This window comes from Bacillus sp. LNXM12-1 (genome assembly GCF_003004375.1).
Classification (GTDB): domain Bacteria; phylum Bacillota; class Bacilli; order Bacillales; family Bacillaceae; genus Bacillus.
Window position 1 is genome coordinate 1,196,807 of record NZ_PVWX01000001.1, and the last position, 17,536, is coordinate 1,214,342.

15 protein-coding genes and 1 riboswitch are annotated in these 17,536 nt (G+C 43.0%); of the genes, 1 reads left to right on the top strand and 14 read right to left on the bottom strand.

The window, feature by feature from the left end:
- Nucleotides 1-17: 17 nt before the first annotated feature.
- Complete coding sequence (locus C6Y07_RS06325) at nucleotides 18-626, bottom strand: succinate dehydrogenase cytochrome b558 subunit (protein ID WP_047945318.1); 609 nt, start codon at nucleotides 624-626, stop codon at nucleotides 18-20.
- Nucleotides 627-906: 280 nt separating this feature from the next.
- On the opposite strand from C6Y07_RS06325, the gene C6Y07_RS06330 reads away from it, so the two are divergent.
- Complete coding sequence (locus tag C6Y07_RS06330) at nucleotides 907-1,350, top strand: YslB family protein (RefSeq protein WP_003216293.1); 444 nt, start codon at nucleotides 907-909, stop codon at nucleotides 1,348-1,350.
- Between the two features lie 165 nt (nucleotides 1,351-1,515).
- On the opposite strand, the gene C6Y07_RS06335 is transcribed toward C6Y07_RS06330, so the two are convergent.
- The 13 genes from C6Y07_RS06335 to polX form a co-directional block, all read right to left on the bottom strand.
- Nucleotides 1,516-2,745, bottom strand: a complete 1,230-nt coding sequence (locus C6Y07_RS06335) for an aspartate kinase (protein ID WP_060596957.1) — start codon at nucleotides 2,743-2,745, stop codon at nucleotides 1,516-1,518.
- 140 nt (nucleotides 2,746-2,885) lie between these two features.
- A riboswitch (Lysine riboswitch) is annotated at nucleotides 2,886-3,063 on the bottom strand.
- A 63-nt stretch (nucleotides 3,064-3,126) separates the two neighbouring features.
- Nucleotides 3,127-4,899 (bottom strand): excinuclease ABC subunit UvrC, encoded by a 1,773-nt coding sequence (gene uvrC, locus C6Y07_RS06340; protein ID WP_066030578.1) that lies wholly within the window; start codon nucleotides 4,897-4,899, stop codon nucleotides 3,127-3,129.
- Between the two features lie 139 nt (nucleotides 4,900-5,038).
- Nucleotides 5,039-5,353, bottom strand: coding sequence for a thioredoxin (gene trxA, locus C6Y07_RS06345; protein ID WP_007501629.1), 315 nt, complete (start codon nucleotides 5,351-5,353; stop codon nucleotides 5,039-5,041).
- A gap of 245 nt (nucleotides 5,354-5,598) precedes the next feature.
- The gene (locus C6Y07_RS06350; protein ID WP_066030577.1) at nucleotides 5,599-7,077 is read right to left on the bottom strand and encodes an alpha-N-arabinofuranosidase; all 1,479 of its coding nucleotides are present in this window, start codon (nucleotides 7,075-7,077) and stop codon (nucleotides 5,599-5,601) included.
- 75 nt (nucleotides 7,078-7,152) lie between these two features.
- Nucleotides 7,153-8,130 (bottom strand): electron transfer flavoprotein subunit alpha/FixB family protein, encoded by a 978-nt coding sequence (locus C6Y07_RS06355; protein WP_060596960.1) that lies wholly within the window; start codon nucleotides 8,128-8,130, stop codon nucleotides 7,153-7,155.
- Nucleotides 8,131-8,174: 44 nt separating this feature from the next.
- Nucleotides 8,175-8,948, bottom strand: a complete 774-nt coding sequence (locus C6Y07_RS06360; RefSeq protein ID WP_060596961.1) for an electron transfer flavoprotein subunit beta/FixA family protein — start codon at nucleotides 8,946-8,948, stop codon at nucleotides 8,175-8,177.
- A gap of 31 nt (nucleotides 8,949-8,979) precedes the next feature.
- Nucleotides 8,980-9,759 (bottom strand): enoyl-CoA hydratase, encoded by a 780-nt coding sequence (locus tag C6Y07_RS06365; protein ID WP_060596962.1) that lies wholly within the window; start codon nucleotides 9,757-9,759, stop codon nucleotides 8,980-8,982.
- 26 nt (nucleotides 9,760-9,785) lie between these two features.
- A complete protein-coding gene (gene fadR / locus C6Y07_RS06370) occupies nucleotides 9,786-10,370 on the bottom strand; it encodes a fatty acid metabolism transcriptional regulator FadR (RefSeq protein WP_003216590.1) in 585 nt (194 codons plus the stop codon).
- Between the two features lie 168 nt (nucleotides 10,371-10,538).
- Nucleotides 10,539-12,260 (bottom strand): AMP-binding protein, encoded by a 1,722-nt coding sequence (locus C6Y07_RS06375; protein ID WP_060596963.1) that lies wholly within the window; start codon nucleotides 12,258-12,260, stop codon nucleotides 10,539-10,541.
- A gap of 101 nt (nucleotides 12,261-12,361) precedes the next feature.
- On the bottom strand, nucleotides 12,362-12,817 hold the full coding sequence (locus tag C6Y07_RS06380; RefSeq protein ID WP_106156434.1) for an immunity 63 family protein: 456 nt from the start codon (nucleotides 12,815-12,817) through the stop codon (nucleotides 12,362-12,364).
- Between the two features lie 162 nt (nucleotides 12,818-12,979).
- Nucleotides 12,980-13,384 (bottom strand): DUF350 domain-containing protein, encoded by a 405-nt coding sequence (locus C6Y07_RS06385; protein WP_007501637.1) that lies wholly within the window; start codon nucleotides 13,382-13,384, stop codon nucleotides 12,980-12,982.
- Nucleotides 13,385-13,398: 14 nt separating this feature from the next.
- On the bottom strand, nucleotides 13,399-15,756 hold the full coding sequence (locus C6Y07_RS06390) for an endonuclease MutS2 (RefSeq protein WP_106156491.1): 2,358 nt from the start codon (nucleotides 15,754-15,756) through the stop codon (nucleotides 13,399-13,401).
- Nucleotides 15,757-15,777: 21 nt separating this feature from the next.
- Entirely contained in the window at nucleotides 15,778-17,490 is a 1,713-nt protein-coding gene (gene polX, locus C6Y07_RS06395) for a DNA polymerase/3'-5' exonuclease PolX (protein WP_066030574.1), read from the bottom strand.
- Between the last annotated feature and the right edge of the window lie 46 nt (nucleotides 17,491-17,536).

Sequence of the window (17,536 nt, forward strand, 5' to 3'; positions counted from 1 at the left end):
TACTAATCTATTTCCTCTTAAACAAAAGCGAAAATTGCTCTTAGCCCTACATATGAAAGCGCTATAAATATACCTAATGTCACATATGTGGAGATTCTTTGTGAGCGTGGTGAAACAGTAATTCCCCAGCTGACAGCAAATGACCACAAGCCATTAGCAAAGTGGAAAATAGTAGATAAAACGCCGACAATATAGAAGCCTAGCATAAATGGAGAGCTTAAAATATTCGCCATCATGTCATAGTTCACTTCAGCTCCAAGCTGAGCTTGAATTCGTGTTTCCCATACGTGCCAAGTGACAAAAATTAATGTGATGATACCTGAAATCCTTTGCAGTCTGAACAACCAGTTTCTTAAGTAACTGAAGCGAGACGTGTTGTTTTGTGCCGTAAAGGCTATGTACACCCCATAAACAGCATGATAGATCAGTGGTAAGAAAATCACGAACAGCTCAAGTGCATATCTGAATGGAAGCTGTTCCATAAAGTGTGCAGCTTTGTTAAACGCCTCTGGTCCATTCGTCGCAAAGTGGTTAATCACTAAGTGCTGTACTAAAAATAGACCGACCGGAATGACGCCAAGCAAAGAATGCAATCTCCGATAAAAAAATTCTTTGTTCCCCGACATTACTTTACCCCCTAGTAAAAAGTGCAATTGCTGAAAATTGTCTTACCCCCGCTTCTTTCAATTGTAAGCACTTTATTCAAATTTATTGACAATTTCATTTTACTCCTATGTCAAAAAAGCGTCAAGAAACCGCGTACATAAATTAAAATTTTCCGAAATTTAAAAGTTTTAAATCAAAATTCGTTTTACTACAATAAGAATTTCTTAGACTTCAGGGAAAACTCTGTCATCATATGCTTACATAAGCTATAATAAATTGTTGAAAGAGGGGAGCCGTACAATGAATAAATTCGAATCTAACTTAGAACAGCTAAAAGAAATTGAAGTCAATGGATTTGCCTACGAGCTGATACGCGAAGTTCTGCTGCCTGATATTTTGGGTCAGGATCATTCATCTATGATGTATTTTGCGGGTAAACTGCTTGCTCGTAAATTTCCTCAAGAGTCATGGGAGAAGATCCCCGAATTTTTCCATGATGCCGGATGGGGAACGCTCACGATGGTCCATTCGAAAAAACAGGAAATTGAGTTTGAGCTCGAAGGTCCACTTGTATCAAATCGACTCACCTATCAAAAGGAGCCATGCTTTCAGATGGAAGCGGGTTTTATTGCTGAACAAATTCAGCTTCTCAACGAGCACGTGGCTGAATCTTATGAACAAGTGAAAAAGCGTGCTGATAAAGTCATTTTAACCGTTAAATGGGATTTAAGAGACCCTAGCTAACACTCTTTATGAAAGGCGCGGACTTCAGGTCACGCCTTTTTGTAGTCTTCTTCTATCATAGCATACTTAGTGAATGGGTTTACGCACGTTTTCCTTTCTTGTATGCGGCGGTTTCGAATATAAAAAAGAGGAGCACTCTTTTAAGAGATACACCTCCCTGCCTGTTTAAGAATGGGCAGCTACCTTTGATAAATCAAACGCATCATGCAGCGCTTCAACTGCTTTGACCATATCATCTCGGCCAACCACTGTTGAGACTTTGATTTCAGACGTACTGACCATTTTCACTTGTATGTCTTTTTCCGCTAACACAGCGAACATTTCAGCGGCTACGCCTGGATTTGAGACCATACCAGATCCAACGATAGATACTTTGGCTAATTTACTTTCTGTCTCGATCTGTTCGTAACCAAGCGCTCCTTTATACTCTTCTAATACTTCAACTGTTTTGGACAAATCATCCGTTTTCACAGAGAAAGAGATGGACGTCTGATTGGTGCTTGTGACGGACTGAATGATGATATCGACATTGATATTTTGCTTCGCAAGCGTCGTAAAGATGGTCGACAATGTGGTGAGGCCGCTTGAAAGACCGCACACCGTCACGCGTGTAATCTGATCCTCAAATGCAATGCCTCTGACGACTAAATTTTGTTCCATGGATGATTCCTCCTCAATTAACGTACCCGATTCATTTTCAATACTAGAACGGACTTCTAGTGGGACTTGATAATTTTTTGCAAATTCAACAGCTCTCGGATGCAAGACGCCAGCTCCTAAATTAGCCAGTTCGAGCATCTCATCGTATGAAATACCTGCAAGTTTCCGCGCGGATGGTACATAACGCGGATCTGTCGTAAACACTCCTGGTACATCTGTGTAAATATCACATTTATCAGCCTTTAATGCGGCAGCAAGTGCCACAGCCGTTGTATCTGATCCACCGCGTCCAAGTGTTGTGATATGTAAGTCATCTGCAATTCCTTGGAAGCCAGCTACAACAACGACTTTTCCCGCACTTAATTCCTCTTTTATTCTTGATTCATCAATATCCACGATTCTTGCGTTACCATGTACTTGCTCTGTTTTCATACCAGCCTGCCAGCCTGTAAAGGAAATGGCATCATAGCCTTTTGCTTGCAGCGCCATCGTTAATAAGGAAATGGTCACTTGCTCTCCAGTTGCGAGCAGCATATCCATTTCTCTTTTGCTTGGATGATCTGTGAGTTCTTTCGCTAGGTCTACTAGAACATCCGTAGATTTGCCCATTGCCGACACAACCACAACCACATCATGTCCGGCCTCGCGTTCAGCGATGACTCTCTCTGCGGCATTGCGAATTTTTTCTGTTGATCCAACGGACGTTCCGCCAAATTTTTGTACAATTAGTCCCATGTCTACCACCCTTTTTCAAAAGATCACGTGTGAGAGAAGAGGCAAGAAGCGGCTTTGGAGACTGCCTGCTCACTGCAAATAAAAAAGCAATGAGAGAACAGATCTCCCATTGCTTTAAAATCATCATTAAACGATGCAAACAATGAGATAGCCCTCCAAGAAATACATTCTTGACAGCCCTACATTTCTTCAATGTACAGCCAGCGAATAAAATGAGTGGATTTTATTCACTTCGGCGACGCTCCCCTTTCAGCCCTCTTCCTAGATCCCATCGATCTCTGAAGGCTTACTCTTGAAGTTCGCACCTCTATCTTCAACAAACAACACGTTCATTTATTAAATTTAGTCACAATCTTAACAGACTTTTGGAAAAAGTACAATCTATTTTTTTAATGCTTCCATTAAAAGTTCGGCCGTCTGTTTCGGGATGCCAGCCTCCTGAAAGTCTTGGATAGAGGCTTCTTTCATCTTTTTCACAGAGCCAAAATGTTTAAGAAGCTGTTTTTTACGCTTTTCTCCGATACCTGGTACATCGTCTAAAATAGATTGAAATGCATTTTTTCCGCGCAGCTGCCTGTGAAAGCTAATAGCGAACCGGTGCACTTCATCTTGAATGCGCTGCAATAAATAGAAGGCCTGGCTATTCCGCTCCAGCGCAACAATTTCTAGTGTATCTCCTATCATCAGATTCGAAGTCCGGTGCTTTTCATCTTTCACTAGACCTGCCACTGGGACAGACAGATTCAATTCATTTTCAAGCACATCTATCGCTGCATTGATCTGTCCCTTTCCTCCGTCAATTAAAATTAAATCTGGCAGCGGCAGCTCATCCTTTAACACGCGGGTATATCGCCTTCTAATGACTTCACGCATAGATGCATAATCATCTGGCCCTGTGACGGTTTTAATTTTGTATTTTCGGTATTCCTTTTTATACGGCTTCCCGTCCTGAAAGACGACCATGGCAGAAACCGGGTCTGCACCTTGAATATTCGAGTTATCAAATGCTTCAATCCGGTACGGCATATAAATATTTAGTGCATCCCCAAGCTGCTTCACCGCACCAATGGACCGCTCTTCATCACGCTCAATGAGCGAAAATTTTTCTTTTAAGGCGATTTTGGCATTTTGATGGGCAAGTAAAAGCAAATCCTTTTTCTTTCCTTTTTTCGGCTGATGAACGTTCGTCTCGAGCAATTGTTCAATCATCTCTTGATCTACGCTGTCTGGCACCAAAATTTCCTTCGGCAGAAAGTGATTGTTCTTTGCATAAAATTGCCCCATAAACGTGAGGAACTCTTCCTCAGGGTCTTGATACATAGGAAATAGGCTGACATCGCGTTCAATCAATTTCCCCTGCCTGATGAAGAAGACCTGGACACACATCCAGCCCTTGTCATAGGCATATGCAAAGACATCTCGATCTGATAAATCGCTCATCGTCATTTTCTGCTTTTCCATCGTTGAGTCGATGTAAGCGATTTGGTCTCTCAGTTCTTTTGCCCGTTCAAACTCTAATTGTTCGGCGGCTTCCTGCATCTTTTCGTTTAGTTCTTTTTTGATTTGCTGATGCCCTCCGTTTAGAAACCTTGTGATTTCGTCCACGAGCTGCTTATTCGTTTCTTCAGAAATGTCATATACGCACGGCGCGAGACATTGTCCAAGATGATAATATAGACAGACGCGATCAGGAAGGGTTGCACATTTTCTCAGTGGATATAAACGGTCGAGTAGCTTCTTCGTTTCTCTGGCTGCTTGTACGTTCGGGTATGGTCCGAAATATTTCCCTTTGTCCTTTTTCACATTGCGGGTGACGATCAGCTTAGGATGCCGTTCATTCGTAATTTTAATAAAAGGATACGTTTTGTCATCCTTAAGCATGACGTTGTATTTTGGGTCGTATTTTTTGATTAAATTCAGCTCTAAAATGAGTGCCTCGATATTAGAAGAGGTGACAATGTATTCAAAGTCCTCAATTTCACTGACAAGCCGCTGCGTTTTGGCGTCATGAGATCCCGTGAAATAAGAGCGCACTCTATTTTTTAAGACCTTTGCCTTTCCCACATAAATGACTGTATTTTGTCGATCTTTCATTAAGTAGCAGCCTGGTTGATCTGGCAAGACCGATAGCTTTTCTTTGATCAGTTTGTTCATATTTTCATCCGTCCTTGTTTTCCTCTTTCACTCCTTCTAGTGTATCACGAACATTTGTTTTATACCATGTTGAAAGAAAAGCGGCTCTCGTCTTTACGAGAACCGCTTCAGTGAGTATGCCGCTCGGGCATAGACAGGTTTATAGATGTTTGTTGACAAGTTCAGCAAGTGCTTCTTTTGGTTTGAAACCAACAGATGTTTCTACCACTTCACCGTCTTTTAAAACAAGAAGTGTTGGGATACTCATCACGCCGTATTTACCAGCAGTTTCTTGGTTATCGTCTACATCAATTTTTACAATTTTCATTTTGTCGCCCATTTCTTGATCAAGTTCTTCAAGAACTGGAGCAATCATTTTACATGGTCCGCACCATGGTGCCCAAAAGTCCGCAAGAACAACACCTTCTGCAGTTTCTTGTGAAAATGTTGCGTCAGTCGCTTTTACGATTGCCATTATTCATTCCTCCAATGTAAATTATGTTTTTTAGTATAGCATCTACCAATGTGACTTGCGAATGAAATGCTTACGAATCATTTTTTATGAAATGAATTAAAAAACAAACCGTACAATCGCACCAATGACAACAATTGCACCGATAATCATGAGAATCGTTCTAAGCATATAAATAACTCCCTTTCCGCTTCATTTACAATGTATGATGCCCCAACATCCTGCTCATCAAACATCTAAATATGCGATCAAGCCAGATCGACCGTGATCATCACCACCGACATTGGCGGCAGATCTATGGTCAATTCACCGGGTTTTACAGCAAATTGCTGAAACTCTGCTGGCTGGACAGCATGAGGATCGTCAAATGTGTTGTGCGCATTCATGCGGTCCGCTGTCAGCACGCGGCCCGTGACTTTCGTTTGAGCATCCAAACCTTCAATGGCAAGGGATACTTCGTTTTGTTCATGCGGATTCAGGTGACAGAAGCTAATATGCATCTTATCTGACGAACGCGAAGCTGACACACTAACCTGAGGTATTTTTTCTCCTCTGCGTTCATAAGGCGTTGACACAAACTCCACTTCAAGTGCTTCTTCCTCTTGATGCACTTGAAACATGTGAAACACATGATACGTAGGCGTTAGGAGCATCTTTTCGTCTTCCGTTAACACCATTGCTTGCAGAACATTGACCGTCTGGGCAATATTCGCCATATGAATCCGCTGGCAATGACGATGAAATATATGAAAATGCAGAGCACAAACAAGGGCGTCTCTTAGTGTGTTCTGCTGATACAAAAACCCAGGATTTGTCCCTGGCTCTGGGTCATACCATGTTCCCCATTCATCAATAATCATCCCGATTCGCTTGTCTGGATCATAACGATCCATGATCTCTCCATGATCCACGACAAGCCGTTCCATCTCATAGGCTTTTTTCAACGTGATAAACCATTCATCCTCATCAAATTCAGTCGCTGACCCTTTTTTCTCCCATGTACCGGGTACAGTGTAGTAATGCAAACTGAGTCCATCCATCCAAGGTGCGGCCCGCTCCATTAATACTTTTGTCCAATTCACGTCATTTGAATTTGCGCCGCACGCGATTTTGTATATCGTCTGACCCGCAAACTCTCTCACATACGTTTGATAACGTTTATATAAATCAGCATAGTATTCAGGCGTCATATTCCCGCCGCAGCCCCAGCTTTCATTGCCTACACCAACATAGGTCAGCTTCCAAGGTTCTTGTTTTCCATTTTGAATACGCCAATCAGACATAGGTGTTCCCTTTGGAAATGTAATATACTCGACCCATTCTGCTAATTCTTGAACAGACCCGCTTCCCACATTCCCGCAAATATAAGGCTCACATTCAAGCAGCTCACACAATTTCATAAATTCATGCGTACCAAATGCATTGGATTCAACCGTGCCGCCCCAATGAGTGTTCACCATCGGTTTTCGTTCACTGAGATCACCTACACCATTTGCCCAATGATACTCGTCTGCGAAGCAACCGCCTGGCCACCTAAGCACCGGAATATGTAATGCTTGAAGAGCCTTTAGCACATCCGTACGAATCCCCTCAATATGATCAATCGCTGAATCTTTTCCTACCCAAATCCCGTCATAAATCCCTCTTCCTAAATGCTCTTGAAAGTGTCCATAGATGTGTTTAGAAATACGTCCGATCACGTCATTGACTTTTACTGTCCCCTTCACTTGTCAACCGCTCCTTTGTTTATTGATTACATACAAAAAAACCCAGAATACCTAGGCATTCTGAGTGTATGAGCGTTACGAGTGGATATTCATCTTTTTTAACTCTTCATTCAAAAGCGGTACCACTTCAAACAAATCACCGACGATTCCATAATCGGCAATTTTGAAGATCTCGGCTTCTGGGTCTTTGTTAATCGCCACAATGACTTTACTGTTAGACATTCCGGCTAAATGCTGAATCGCCCCTGATATCCCGCACGCAATATAGAGATCAGGTGTGACGACCTTACCTGTTTGCCCAATTTGCAGGGCATAATCACAGTAGTCTGCATCACAGGCGCCACGCGAGGCACCGACTGCTGCGCCCAGCGTTTCGGCGAGTTCATTCAGTGGTTCAAACCCTTCCTTGCTCTTGACCCCGCGTCCCCCGGCGACGATGACCTTTGCTTCAGATAAATCTACACCTTCTGACGTTTTTTTAATGACTTCCTTCACAATCGTTCGCAGGTTCTGAATATCGACAGAAACGGGTGTAATGTCTCCGCTTCGTGAGGCATCCCGCTCAAGAGGTGCCACGTTGTTTGGCCGTATGGTCGCCAAAAGCAGACGATCTGTTGAAATCACTTTTTCGAAGGCTTTACCAGAGTAAATCGGTCTAGTGAAAACGAGGTGTTCTCCGGTAACGCTTACATCAATCGCATCTGAAATTAGGCCAGTCTGCAAGCGTGCAGCTATTTTCGGCGACAAGTCTTTTCCGATAGACGTATGGCCAAAGAGTACGGCATCTGGGTCAACCTGATCTAATATCGCTTGAAGCGCCTGCGCAAAACCATCTGATGTATAGTATGAAAGGTGCGGATGCTCCACAATCATGACATGATCCGCTCCATAGTAAAGCAGTTCATTCGCTAGGTCTTTGACGTCTTCCCCTATTAACACGCCAATGACTTCACCGCCATCTGCCACTTGATGAGCGGCAGCAATGGCTTCAAATGTCACATTTCTTAATTTACCGTCACGACTTTCTCCAAGTACAACAACTTTTTTACTCATCTTTCAAGTTCCCCCTTGTTCTCGTGATATCGTAAAGCGGATGTTTAGATGACCTTTGCTTCGTTTCTTAGTAGATCTGTCAGTTCTTTGACTTGATCCTGAAGCTCACCGCTGAGCACCTTGCCACCCTCTTTTTTCTCCGGTAAGAAACGTTCAATTGTTTTGATTTTATATGGCACATCGTCTTCATCAAGATCTAAATCATCAAGTTCCACTTCTTCTAAAGGCTTTTTCTTTGCCTTCATAATGCCTGGTAATGATGGATAGCGAGGCTCATTGAGTCCTTGCTGGGCAGTGACGACAAGCGGGAGCTCGGCAGAAATGACTTCCACGTCACCTTCCGCATCTCGTTCAATCGAAGCAGAGCCTCCGTCAATTTGAATACTTGTAATCGTTGTGACATATGAAAAGCCAAGTAATTCAGCAAGACGCGGGGCAACCTGTCCAGAGCCCCCGTCAATTGCCACATTCCCTGCTAAAATTAAGGAAGCCTCTTTGTCTTTTAAATAGTGGTAAAGAATCGTAGAAGCTGAATATTGATCCCACTCTTCTAAGTCGTCTTCCACATTTAATAAAACGGCTTGATCGCAGCCCATAGCGAGCGCTGTTCTCAGCTGCTTCTCCGCATCCTCACTGCCAACTGTCACAACGGTCACTTCTCCCCCGTGCTCGTCACGAAGCTGGATGGCTTCTTCTATGGCGTACTCGTCATAAGGATTAATAATGAACTCTGCTCCATCTTCTTGAATTGCACCAGACTGAATGGAAATCTTCTCTTCCGTGTCAAACGTACGCTTCATCAAAACAAATATATTCATCCATTTCTCCCCCTTGTGTCGTTCTAATCCCTTATTCCCCTTTAAAATTCGGTTTGCGCTTTTCGATAAAGGCTTGGATACCTTCTTTGGCATCATTCGATTGGAAAATCTCACCGAACTTTTTGGCTTCCAGTTTCATTCCGCCATCATATGAATACAATTTTGTTGCGTTCAATAAATCCAGCACATACTCGAGTGATTTTGGGCTTTTCGTTGCAAATTTTGCCGCAAGTGTTTTGGCTTCTTCAAGCGCCTCTTCCTCTGTTTCTGCCAGCTTTGAAACAAGTCCGCAGGCGAATGCTTCTTCACCTGTAATCGGTTCAGCTGTACCCATCATTTCCAGAGCTTTAGCCGAACCAACATAGCGCGGCAGGCGCTGCGTGCCGCCGAATCCTGGAATGATGCCGAGGTTTAGTTCCGGCAGTCCAAGCTTCGCATCTTTTGTTGCGATTCGGATATCACAAGACATTGCAAGCTCAAGGCCCCCGCCTAATGCAGCTCCGTGAATCGAGGCAATGACTGGTTTTGGACATTGCTCTATCCGTTCAAAGACCTGCTGCCCTCTGTCTGCAAGGCTTGAATAGTCAGACTCTTCCTGTAACGTCGTAAATTCCTTAATATCAGCACCTGCTGAGAAAAATCTTCCTTCTCCGTGGATCACAATGGCTCTTACTTCTTCATTTTGTTCGAGCTGGTCAAACATGTCATTTAGCTCGGTGAGCAGCTGAGAAGATAAGGCGTTTGCTGGTGGATGCTGAATCGTAATAAGTGCTGTCTGTCCTTCATGATGTAAGGTGAGTATCTTTTCCATGTCAATCATCCTTTTTCAAAATGTCTTTAAGATTGATGTATTCCGTTTAAGAGTAGATCACGTACGTTTTCTGCGAGTGCAGGAAGATCATATTTTTGATCATTCATGACCCATGTTGTAGCGGTCTCATCAATCGTCCCAAATACCATTTGTCTCGCTAAGCGGACATCTAGATTTTGTCTAAATTCTCCTGTTTTCTTTCCTTCTGCTAAAATCGACTCGAGCATATTTAAATACCCTTTCAGCACCTCATTGATTTTTTGCCGCAGCTCAAGGTTTGACTGCCTGAGTTCGAGCTGTGTCACAAGAGCCAAATGATGATTTTGCGCAAGCATACGAAAATGCTCCTCAATGAGCAGTAAAAGCTTTTCTTTCGCCGACGGTTTCTTTTGAATATCTGTTTCCATCCGTTCGATGAATTGTCCCATTTTTTCTTTGAACAATGAGATCAAAATATCCTCTTTATTTTTGAAATAAAGATAAATGGTTCCGTCTGCTACCCCTGCTTGTTTCGCAATCTTTGAAACTTGTGATTGATGATAGCCGTTCTCTGCAATCACCACAACTGCTGCATCAATAATTTGCATGTACTTCGGTCTTTTCTGCTTCAATGTGCTTCGTCCCTTTCTAAATTGAATGAGTATTCATTCATAACTTCATGTTAAAAAGAAACGGGCGATTTGTCAAGTGATCTTCTTGTTTCTTTTCCACCTTTAGCATAACAGAGCAGGCGGTCAACATTCAAATCATCCGGCCGGTGGACCGGATGATGCAGACCGTTATGTTTTCGGTTGATCGGCAGGCGTTTCAGATGAAGAAGCGTGCTTTCTTTTTTCTTCTTCAATTAATACTCTGCGCAAAATCTTCCCGACGGCTGTTTTAGGCAGTGATTCTTTAAATTCATACACGCGTGGTACTTTAAATGAGGCAATTCTCGTCCTGACAAAGCGATCAAGTTCGTCCTCTGTTAAGTAGGCATCCTTTTTCGGCACAATAAATGCTTTCACTGTTTCTCCTCTGTACGGATCTGGAATACCTGCGACGACGACTTCTTGTACAAGCTCATGCTCATAAAGGGCTTCTTCGACCTCTCTTGGGTAAATATTATAGCCGCTCGCTATGATGACATCTTTTTTCCGGTCGACGATATAGAAAAAACCGTCCTCATCCATATACCCTATATCTCCGGTGAAAAACCAGCCATCTCGTAATACAGCCGCTGTCTCCTCTGGCTGATTCCAGTATCCCTTCATGATCTGCGGCCCTTTGACAATGATTTCTCCATGCTCATATGGTTCTTTTAGGCCTCCAGTTTCCTCGCAATAAATACCGGCATCTGTATTAGGCCACGGACAGCCAATGCTGCCTGTTTTGTTCGCTCCCCATAAAAAGTTAGCATGGGTGACGGGTGAGGTTTCTGAAAGTCCATACCCTTCCACTAAGCGTCCTCCTGTTAATTTTTCAAAGCTTTGTTTGACTTCTACAGGAAGTGCCGCTGAGCCGCTTAGACATGCAGTGATGGACGACAGGTCATACTTTTCAATGTTCGGATGATGCAGCAAGGCGATATACATTGTTGGTGCGCCTGGAAATAGCGTCGGTTTCTGTTTTTCAATGGTTTTGAGGGTATCTGCGACATCAAAGCGTGGAAGAAGAATCAATTGATGCCCTTCTTTGACAGCAAGGTTTAAGACGGTCGTCATTCCGTAGACATGAAAAAACGGAATGATGCCGAGGATGCGTTCTTTCCCCCTGGTCGTTTTGTACATCCAGGAAGCGCACATTTCAGTATTCGCTAAAATATTTTCATGTGTGAGCATGACCCCTTTTGGTAAACCGGTCGTTCCGCCGGTATATTGCAAAACAGCGACATCCTCTTTCGGCTCAAAGGCAAGTGCGGGAATTTGCTGTTCACCTGCCGATTCTTTCGTGATCTGCGAGAAGTGATGAATGGTGTCATTTTTCTCCACTTGGATGACCATTTTATTTTTTCTTCTTTGCACAATAGGAAACAGTATGTTTTTCGGGAATGGTAAATAATCTTGTAGTTTGGTAATGATTAAGTGTTCCATACTTGTCAGCGCTTTCATTTTATAAGCCTTTGGATACAACAGATCTAGCGTGATCAGCACTTTGGCGCCGCTGTCCTCCATTTGATATTCCAGTTCTTTCTCCGTATAAAGCGGGTTTGTTTGAACAACGATGCCGCCTGCTATTAAAACAGCATAATAAGAAATGACCGATTGAGGGCAGTTCGGCAGCATGATCGCTACTCTGTCGCCTTTTTTTACGCCAATTTTCATCAGATGACTGGCTAGTTTCAATACGTCTTTTTGCAGCTGTTCATAGGTGATGTTCTTTCCTAGAAAATGAATGGCTGTATGCTCAGGTGCAGCCTCTGCGGAGCTGAATAAGTAAGATTGTAATGTTTCATTTGGGATGGTGAGTTCGTGGGGAATTTGATTCGGGTAATGCAGAAGCCAACGTTTATCTGACTGCATAAAAACCCTCCTTCCTGAACTTTCGTACTATTTTATTATAGCAAACTTTTCCTTAGGACAGTTTGCTTTTTTCTAATAGAGCTTGGTTCAATTGCACACTTTTACTTTTTCGCCGGTGTTTCTATAGAGGCTCTTTTTCCTTCATGATGCCACTGTTCATATAAACCGCCGATTGCACGAAATGACTCGTTGACTCTTTCCACGATCTGTTGATGGATACTAGGGTCATTCGGTAAATGCGTCTGGATGTTGTCGACTTGATGCTTCCTCATCATGTCAATGTAAACCGTGAGAAAAATGGTGTCTTCTAAAATCCAGTAAATAACTTCATCCGCCACTTTTGTTCTTTTATGCAGCATTTTCATCCCTCGTTCATATTGAATGAGGATATAACCACTCGAATCGATCTGAATATAGGGACTCAAATCATCAAAAAATCCTGACGTTTGAAATGGACGTGCAATATACGGTTCGTATATGTCTCTTGGAAGGGATGTCATTTGAAGACAAGTATCAATGCGCTTGATTAGTTCGCCTTTTTGCAGAATGTGCTTCATGTCATTCGCCGCCTTTGATGAGGTAAAAGCTGCCAAGGGGTTCCCTGACAGCTCTCTAACGTTGTTTTCTTCATTTCACAGGAACAGATAAACGGCACCAATGACCGCAAAAGTGCAGGCAACTACGATTAATACTTTTGCTAGCTTTTCCATGTCGTCTCCTTAAATGCCGGCTGCTACTACGTAAGACAGCCCAACTGAAATGATGAGTGAAATAAACCCGACCGCTCTATTATCATTTTCAATCTCTTTGTCTACTTTAAATCGCGGTGTTAAAAATTCAAAAATGAAATAGCTGACAAGCAGCATCACAAAGCCGTATACGCCCCATCCAACCATTTGAAGAAGGGAATTGTGCTGTGCGATGGAATGCTGAAACACATTCGCAATCCCAAAGATCTTCCCGCCTGTTGCCATAGCAACAGCTAAGTTCCCCCGCTGGATCTCTTCCCAGTTTTTATAGGAGGTGACGAGTTCAAAAATGGTTAGAAATAAGACGAGACATAGGACGGCCACGCTGTAATAGGCGGCAATTTCCACAAGTTCATTTTCCCAAAAGGCTTTCATGCGTTTTCTCCTTTTTACTTTAATTCGACGATGGTGACGCCTGATCCTCCCTCACCTTGTTCGCCAAAACGAGCATTTTTCACACTTCGGTGCTGTTTCAGTAATTCCTGAACCCCTTTTCTGAGGGCGCCAGTTCCTTTTCCGTGAATAATCGACACGCGCGGATAACCAGCTAATACAGCATCATCTAAATATTTTTCGACTCTGCTTAAGGCATTTTCATAACGCTCTCCTCTTAAATCGAGCTCAAGCGAGACATGATAGTCTTTCCCTTTGACTGCCGTGATGGCTTTTTCTTGCTTAAATTCAGGTGCTGATTTGATAAATTCCATGTCTTTTTCTTTTACTTTCATTTTCAGAATGCCCATTTGGACACTCCATTCTTTGTCACCTGTTTGTTCAAGCAGCGTTCCTTTTTGCCCGAAGGTGAGCACTTTGACTTCGTCGCCTGACTTCAGCTGTCTTACTGCTTTTTTCGCTGGCTCTGGCTTTTTCTTCCGGTCAAACTCAGGGACCGCTTCTTCAAGACGCTTTCTCGCATCGATGAGTTCATGCTCTTTGAAAGAGCGGTGCTCACTTTTTATCGAACGCAGCTCTTGAATGATATCTTCTGCTTCTTTTGATGCTTGTTCAATTTTCTCTTTCGCTTTTTGTTCAGCTTCTTCGAGCAGTTTGTCCTTTTGCTCATTCCATTCAAGAATTTGTCTTTGCAATTCTTTATGAAGCTTTTCTGCTTCTTTTCTATAGACTTCTGTCTCATGCAGTTCTTCTTCTGCTTGTTTCTTACTATCTTCTAATGACGCAATCATTTGGTCTACTTCATTATGCTCTGCATGCATATCTGCTTTTGCCCGGTCTATGAGGTGGTAAGGCAAACCAAGACGTTTGGAAATTTCAAATGCGTTACTTCGTCCAGGCACACCGATGAGCAGGCGGTACGTTGGTGATAAAGTTTCAATGTCAAACTCCACGCTTGCATTCGTGACGCCTTCCCGGTTATACCCATATGCCTTCAGCTCGGGATAATGAGTCGTTGCGATGACGCGTGCATTAGTTTGATGCACTTCATCTAAGATGCTCATCGCAAGTGCCGCACCTTCAGCTGGGTCTGTTCCTGCCCCTAATTCATCAAATAACACGAGTGAGTTAGATGTCAAATGCTTTAAGATATCTACAATATTGACCATATGAGATGAGAACGTACTCAAGCTTTGTTCAATGGACTGTTCGTCTCCAATATCAGCAAAGACTTGGTCGAACACAGCCACTTCAGAGCCTTCTTCAACTGGAATATGGAGGCCCGCCTGTGTCATCAGCGTCAGAAGACCCAGCGTTTTTAAAGTAACTGTCTTCCCCCCTGTATTTGGTCCAGTGATCACGATCGTTGAAAAATCTTTGCCGAGCTCAATATCATTTGCGACAACTTGATCCCGAGGCAATAGAGGATGTCTTGCTCGTTTTAAATAGATCTCTCCTTGATCATTCACAGCAGGCTTTGTGGCTTTTTCTGCCTTTGCATATTTAGCTTTAGCAAAAATAAAATCTAGCGTCTGCAGCTCCTTTACATTGTGAAGCAGTTCCCCAATGTGCTCTGACACGCTCTCTGTCAGCATTTGGAGGATCTTTTCAACCTCTTGCTTCTCTTTTAAACGGGTTTGCTGCAAGGTGTTATTTACATCCACGACCACTTGCGGCTCAATAAAAAGTGTTGCCCCAGATGATGATTGGTCATGAACAATTCCGCCGTAATTCGAGCGGTACTCTTGTTTCACCGGAATAACAAACCGATCATTACGAATGGTGACAATTGTGTCTGACAGCATTTTCGAAGCCGATTGTGAACGAATCATCGATTCTAATTTATCACGAACCTTTGATTCTAGTGAGCGTAATTGAATGCGCAATGAACGAAGTGCAGGGGTTGCATGATCAAGCACTTCTCCATTATCACCAATACAGCTTTCGATTTCTTTTCTGATTTCAGGCAGTAATATCAGCGTCTCAGCATATGTATGAAGGCGCGGTATGTCTACTCCATCTTCATACATGGACGTGAGAAAGTGCTTCATATTTTTCACCGCATATAATAGTCCTGCGATTTCCATCAGCTCAGATGGGCTTAATGTACTGCCGATTTCTGCCCGTTTCACTGCGCGTCTAATATCCGTTAACCCGCCAAATGGCGCAGACCCCTTTAAGCGAATCACATCTTGTGCTTCTGCTACCTCTTCCAGCAAATGCTGAATGGTTTCTATATCCGTCAGAGGTGTTAAATCCTGCGCTCTTTCTTTTCCTAATGTGGATGCGGTATAGGACATCACTTTTTCTTTTACTTTATGAAATTCTAATGATGCTAACACTTTTTGTTGCAGCATGGTCCAGCCTCCTAACGACTACCTGTCACGCGTTAAAAACTTTTTGATCTCGTTTAGAGTAAAAGTATTCACGACATTTGCTTTTGGTGTCCAGCCTTTTCTTGCAGCTGTTACACCGACTTCCATATGTTCCAGCATGGCGATGTTGTGCGCATCTGTATTGATCATGATGTTCACACCCGCTTCATTTGCTTTCATTAAATGCTCTGTTTTCAAATCAAGTCTTGACGGATTACTGTTGAGCTCAAGTGCAGTGCCCGTTTTCTTCGCAAGCTCTATGAGCTGATCTATATTTAGGGCATAGCCATCCCGTCTGCCGATCAAACGGCCTGTTGGATGTGCAATTAAATCGACATGCTGATTTCGCAAGGCATTTTCAAGGCGTTCCATAATGACTTCCTCCGGCTGAGAGAAGCTAGAATGAATAGACGCAATGACAAAATCCATGTCTTTTAAAAAGTCATCATCATAATCTAACGATCCATCCGGCAGGATATCCATTTCGACCCCTTTGAAAATGTGAAAATGCTCGAATTCCTGATTAAGCTTGTCAATTTCTTTAGCTTGCAGACGCAAACGTTCTTTTGTTAAACCGTTGGCTACTTTTAAATATTGCGAGTGGTCTGTAATGGCCATGTATTCATAGCCTTTTGCGATACATGCTTCCGCCATTTCACGAATAGAGAATGCTCCGTCACTCCATGTCGAGTGCATATGAAGGTCGCCTTTGATATCTTTCAGTTCTACAAACTGCATACTTTCTTTATACGTATCAATCTCCGCTCCGGTTTCACGAATTTCTGGCGGAATGAGCGGAAGTTGAAAATGCGCATAAAAAGCGCTCTCGTCTTCAAACGTTTTCACTTCTCCAGTTTCAATCGTTTCCACACCATATTCGCTAATGCGCTCTCCGCGTTCCTTCGCAAGCTGACGCATTCGAATATTGTGATCTTTTGATCCAGTGAAATGGTGCAGCGTAGTCGCGAATTGGTCTGATGTCACAAGCCGGAAGTCCACACTGATCTCAAAATCAAGGGCAAGAATGACAGATACCTTCGTATCACCGCTTGCGATGACATCTTTCACATCATCAAGTGCAACGAGCTGCTCTCTGACTTGCTCAGGATCATCTGTCGCAATGATATAATCTAAATCTTTCACGGTTTCACGTGCACGTCTTAAACTGCCAGCTCTTGAAAAACGGATGATACCTTTCGTCTCTTCAAGCGCATGATCAATCCGCTCTGCCACATCTAATGCAAAGCCAATTGGCAGTCGTTCCGGCTGCTTTCCCGCTTCCTCAAGAGCCGCGAGAATCTTTTCTTCTGTTTTTTTGCCAAAGCCAGCAAGTGCTTGTACCTTTTCCGCTTCGCATGCTTCTCTTAGCGACTGTGCATCGTGGACGCCAAGCTCTTGGTAAAGCTTAGCGATCTTCTTCCCGCCAAGTCCTGGTAATTTTAAGAGCGGGACAAGTCCTTCAGGCACTTCCTTTTTTAATTGTTCGAGTGTTTCTGATTGTCCTTTTTCAATATACTCAGTGATCACAGCGAAGGTTCCTTTTCCAATGCCGGGTAATGCTAATAGATCATCTATTTGAGAAAGGCTGCGGTCATCTTGTTCCAGTGCCGCTGCTGCTTTACGAAAGGCAGAAATCTTAAAAGGATTATCTCCTTTCAGCTCCATATATACTGCAATTGTTTCAAGAAGTTTGATAATATCTTTTTTATTCATCTCTCATCCTCCAGCCGCTTTGGCATCTTCCTTTATAAATATACAA

What these genes read in the sequence shown, in the direction of transcription:
- C6Y07_RS06375 (WP_060596963.1), bottom strand. Translation starts at nt 12,260, where the DNA reads ATGCAGTCAGATAAACGTTGGCTTCTGCATTACCCGAATCAAATTCCC.
- C6Y07_RS06380 (WP_106156434.1), bottom strand. Translation starts at nt 12,817, where the DNA reads ATGAAGCACATTCTGCAAAAAGGCGAACTAATCAAGCGCATTGATACT.
- C6Y07_RS06360 (WP_060596961.1), bottom strand. Translation starts at nt 8,948, where the DNA reads ATGAATATATTTGTTTTGATGAAGCGTACGTTTGACACGGAAGAGAAG.
- uvrC (WP_066030578.1), bottom strand. Translation starts at nt 4,899, where the DNA reads ATGAACAAACTGATCAAAGAAAAGCTATCGGTCTTGCCAGATCAACCA.
- C6Y07_RS06385 (WP_007501637.1), bottom strand. Translation starts at nt 13,384, where the DNA reads ATGAAAGCCTTTTGGGAAAATGAACTTGTGGAAATTGCCGCCTATTAC.
- trxA (WP_007501629.1), bottom strand. Translation starts at nt 5,353, where the DNA reads ATGGCAATCGTAAAAGCGACTGACGCAACATTTTCACAAGAAACTGCA.
- C6Y07_RS06355 (WP_060596960.1), bottom strand. Translation starts at nt 8,130, where the DNA reads ATGAGTAAAAAAGTTGTTGTACTTGGAGAAAGTCGTGACGGTAAATTA.
- C6Y07_RS06335 (WP_060596957.1), bottom strand. Translation starts at nt 2,745, where the DNA reads ATGGGACTAATTGTACAAAAATTTGGCGGAACGTCCGTTGGATCAACA.
- C6Y07_RS06325 (WP_047945318.1), bottom strand. Translation starts at nt 626, where the DNA reads ATGTCGGGGAACAAAGAATTTTTTTATCGGAGATTGCATTCTTTGCTT.
- polX (WP_066030574.1), bottom strand. Translation starts at nt 17,490, where the DNA reads ATGAATAAAAAAGATATTATCAAACTTCTTGAAACAATTGCAGTATAT.
- C6Y07_RS06330 (WP_003216293.1), top strand. Translation starts at nt 907, where the DNA reads ATGAATAAATTCGAATCTAACTTAGAACAGCTAAAAGAAATTGAAGTC.
- C6Y07_RS06365 (WP_060596962.1), bottom strand. Translation starts at nt 9,759, where the DNA reads ATGGAAAAGATACTCACCTTACATCATGAAGGACAGACAGCACTTATT.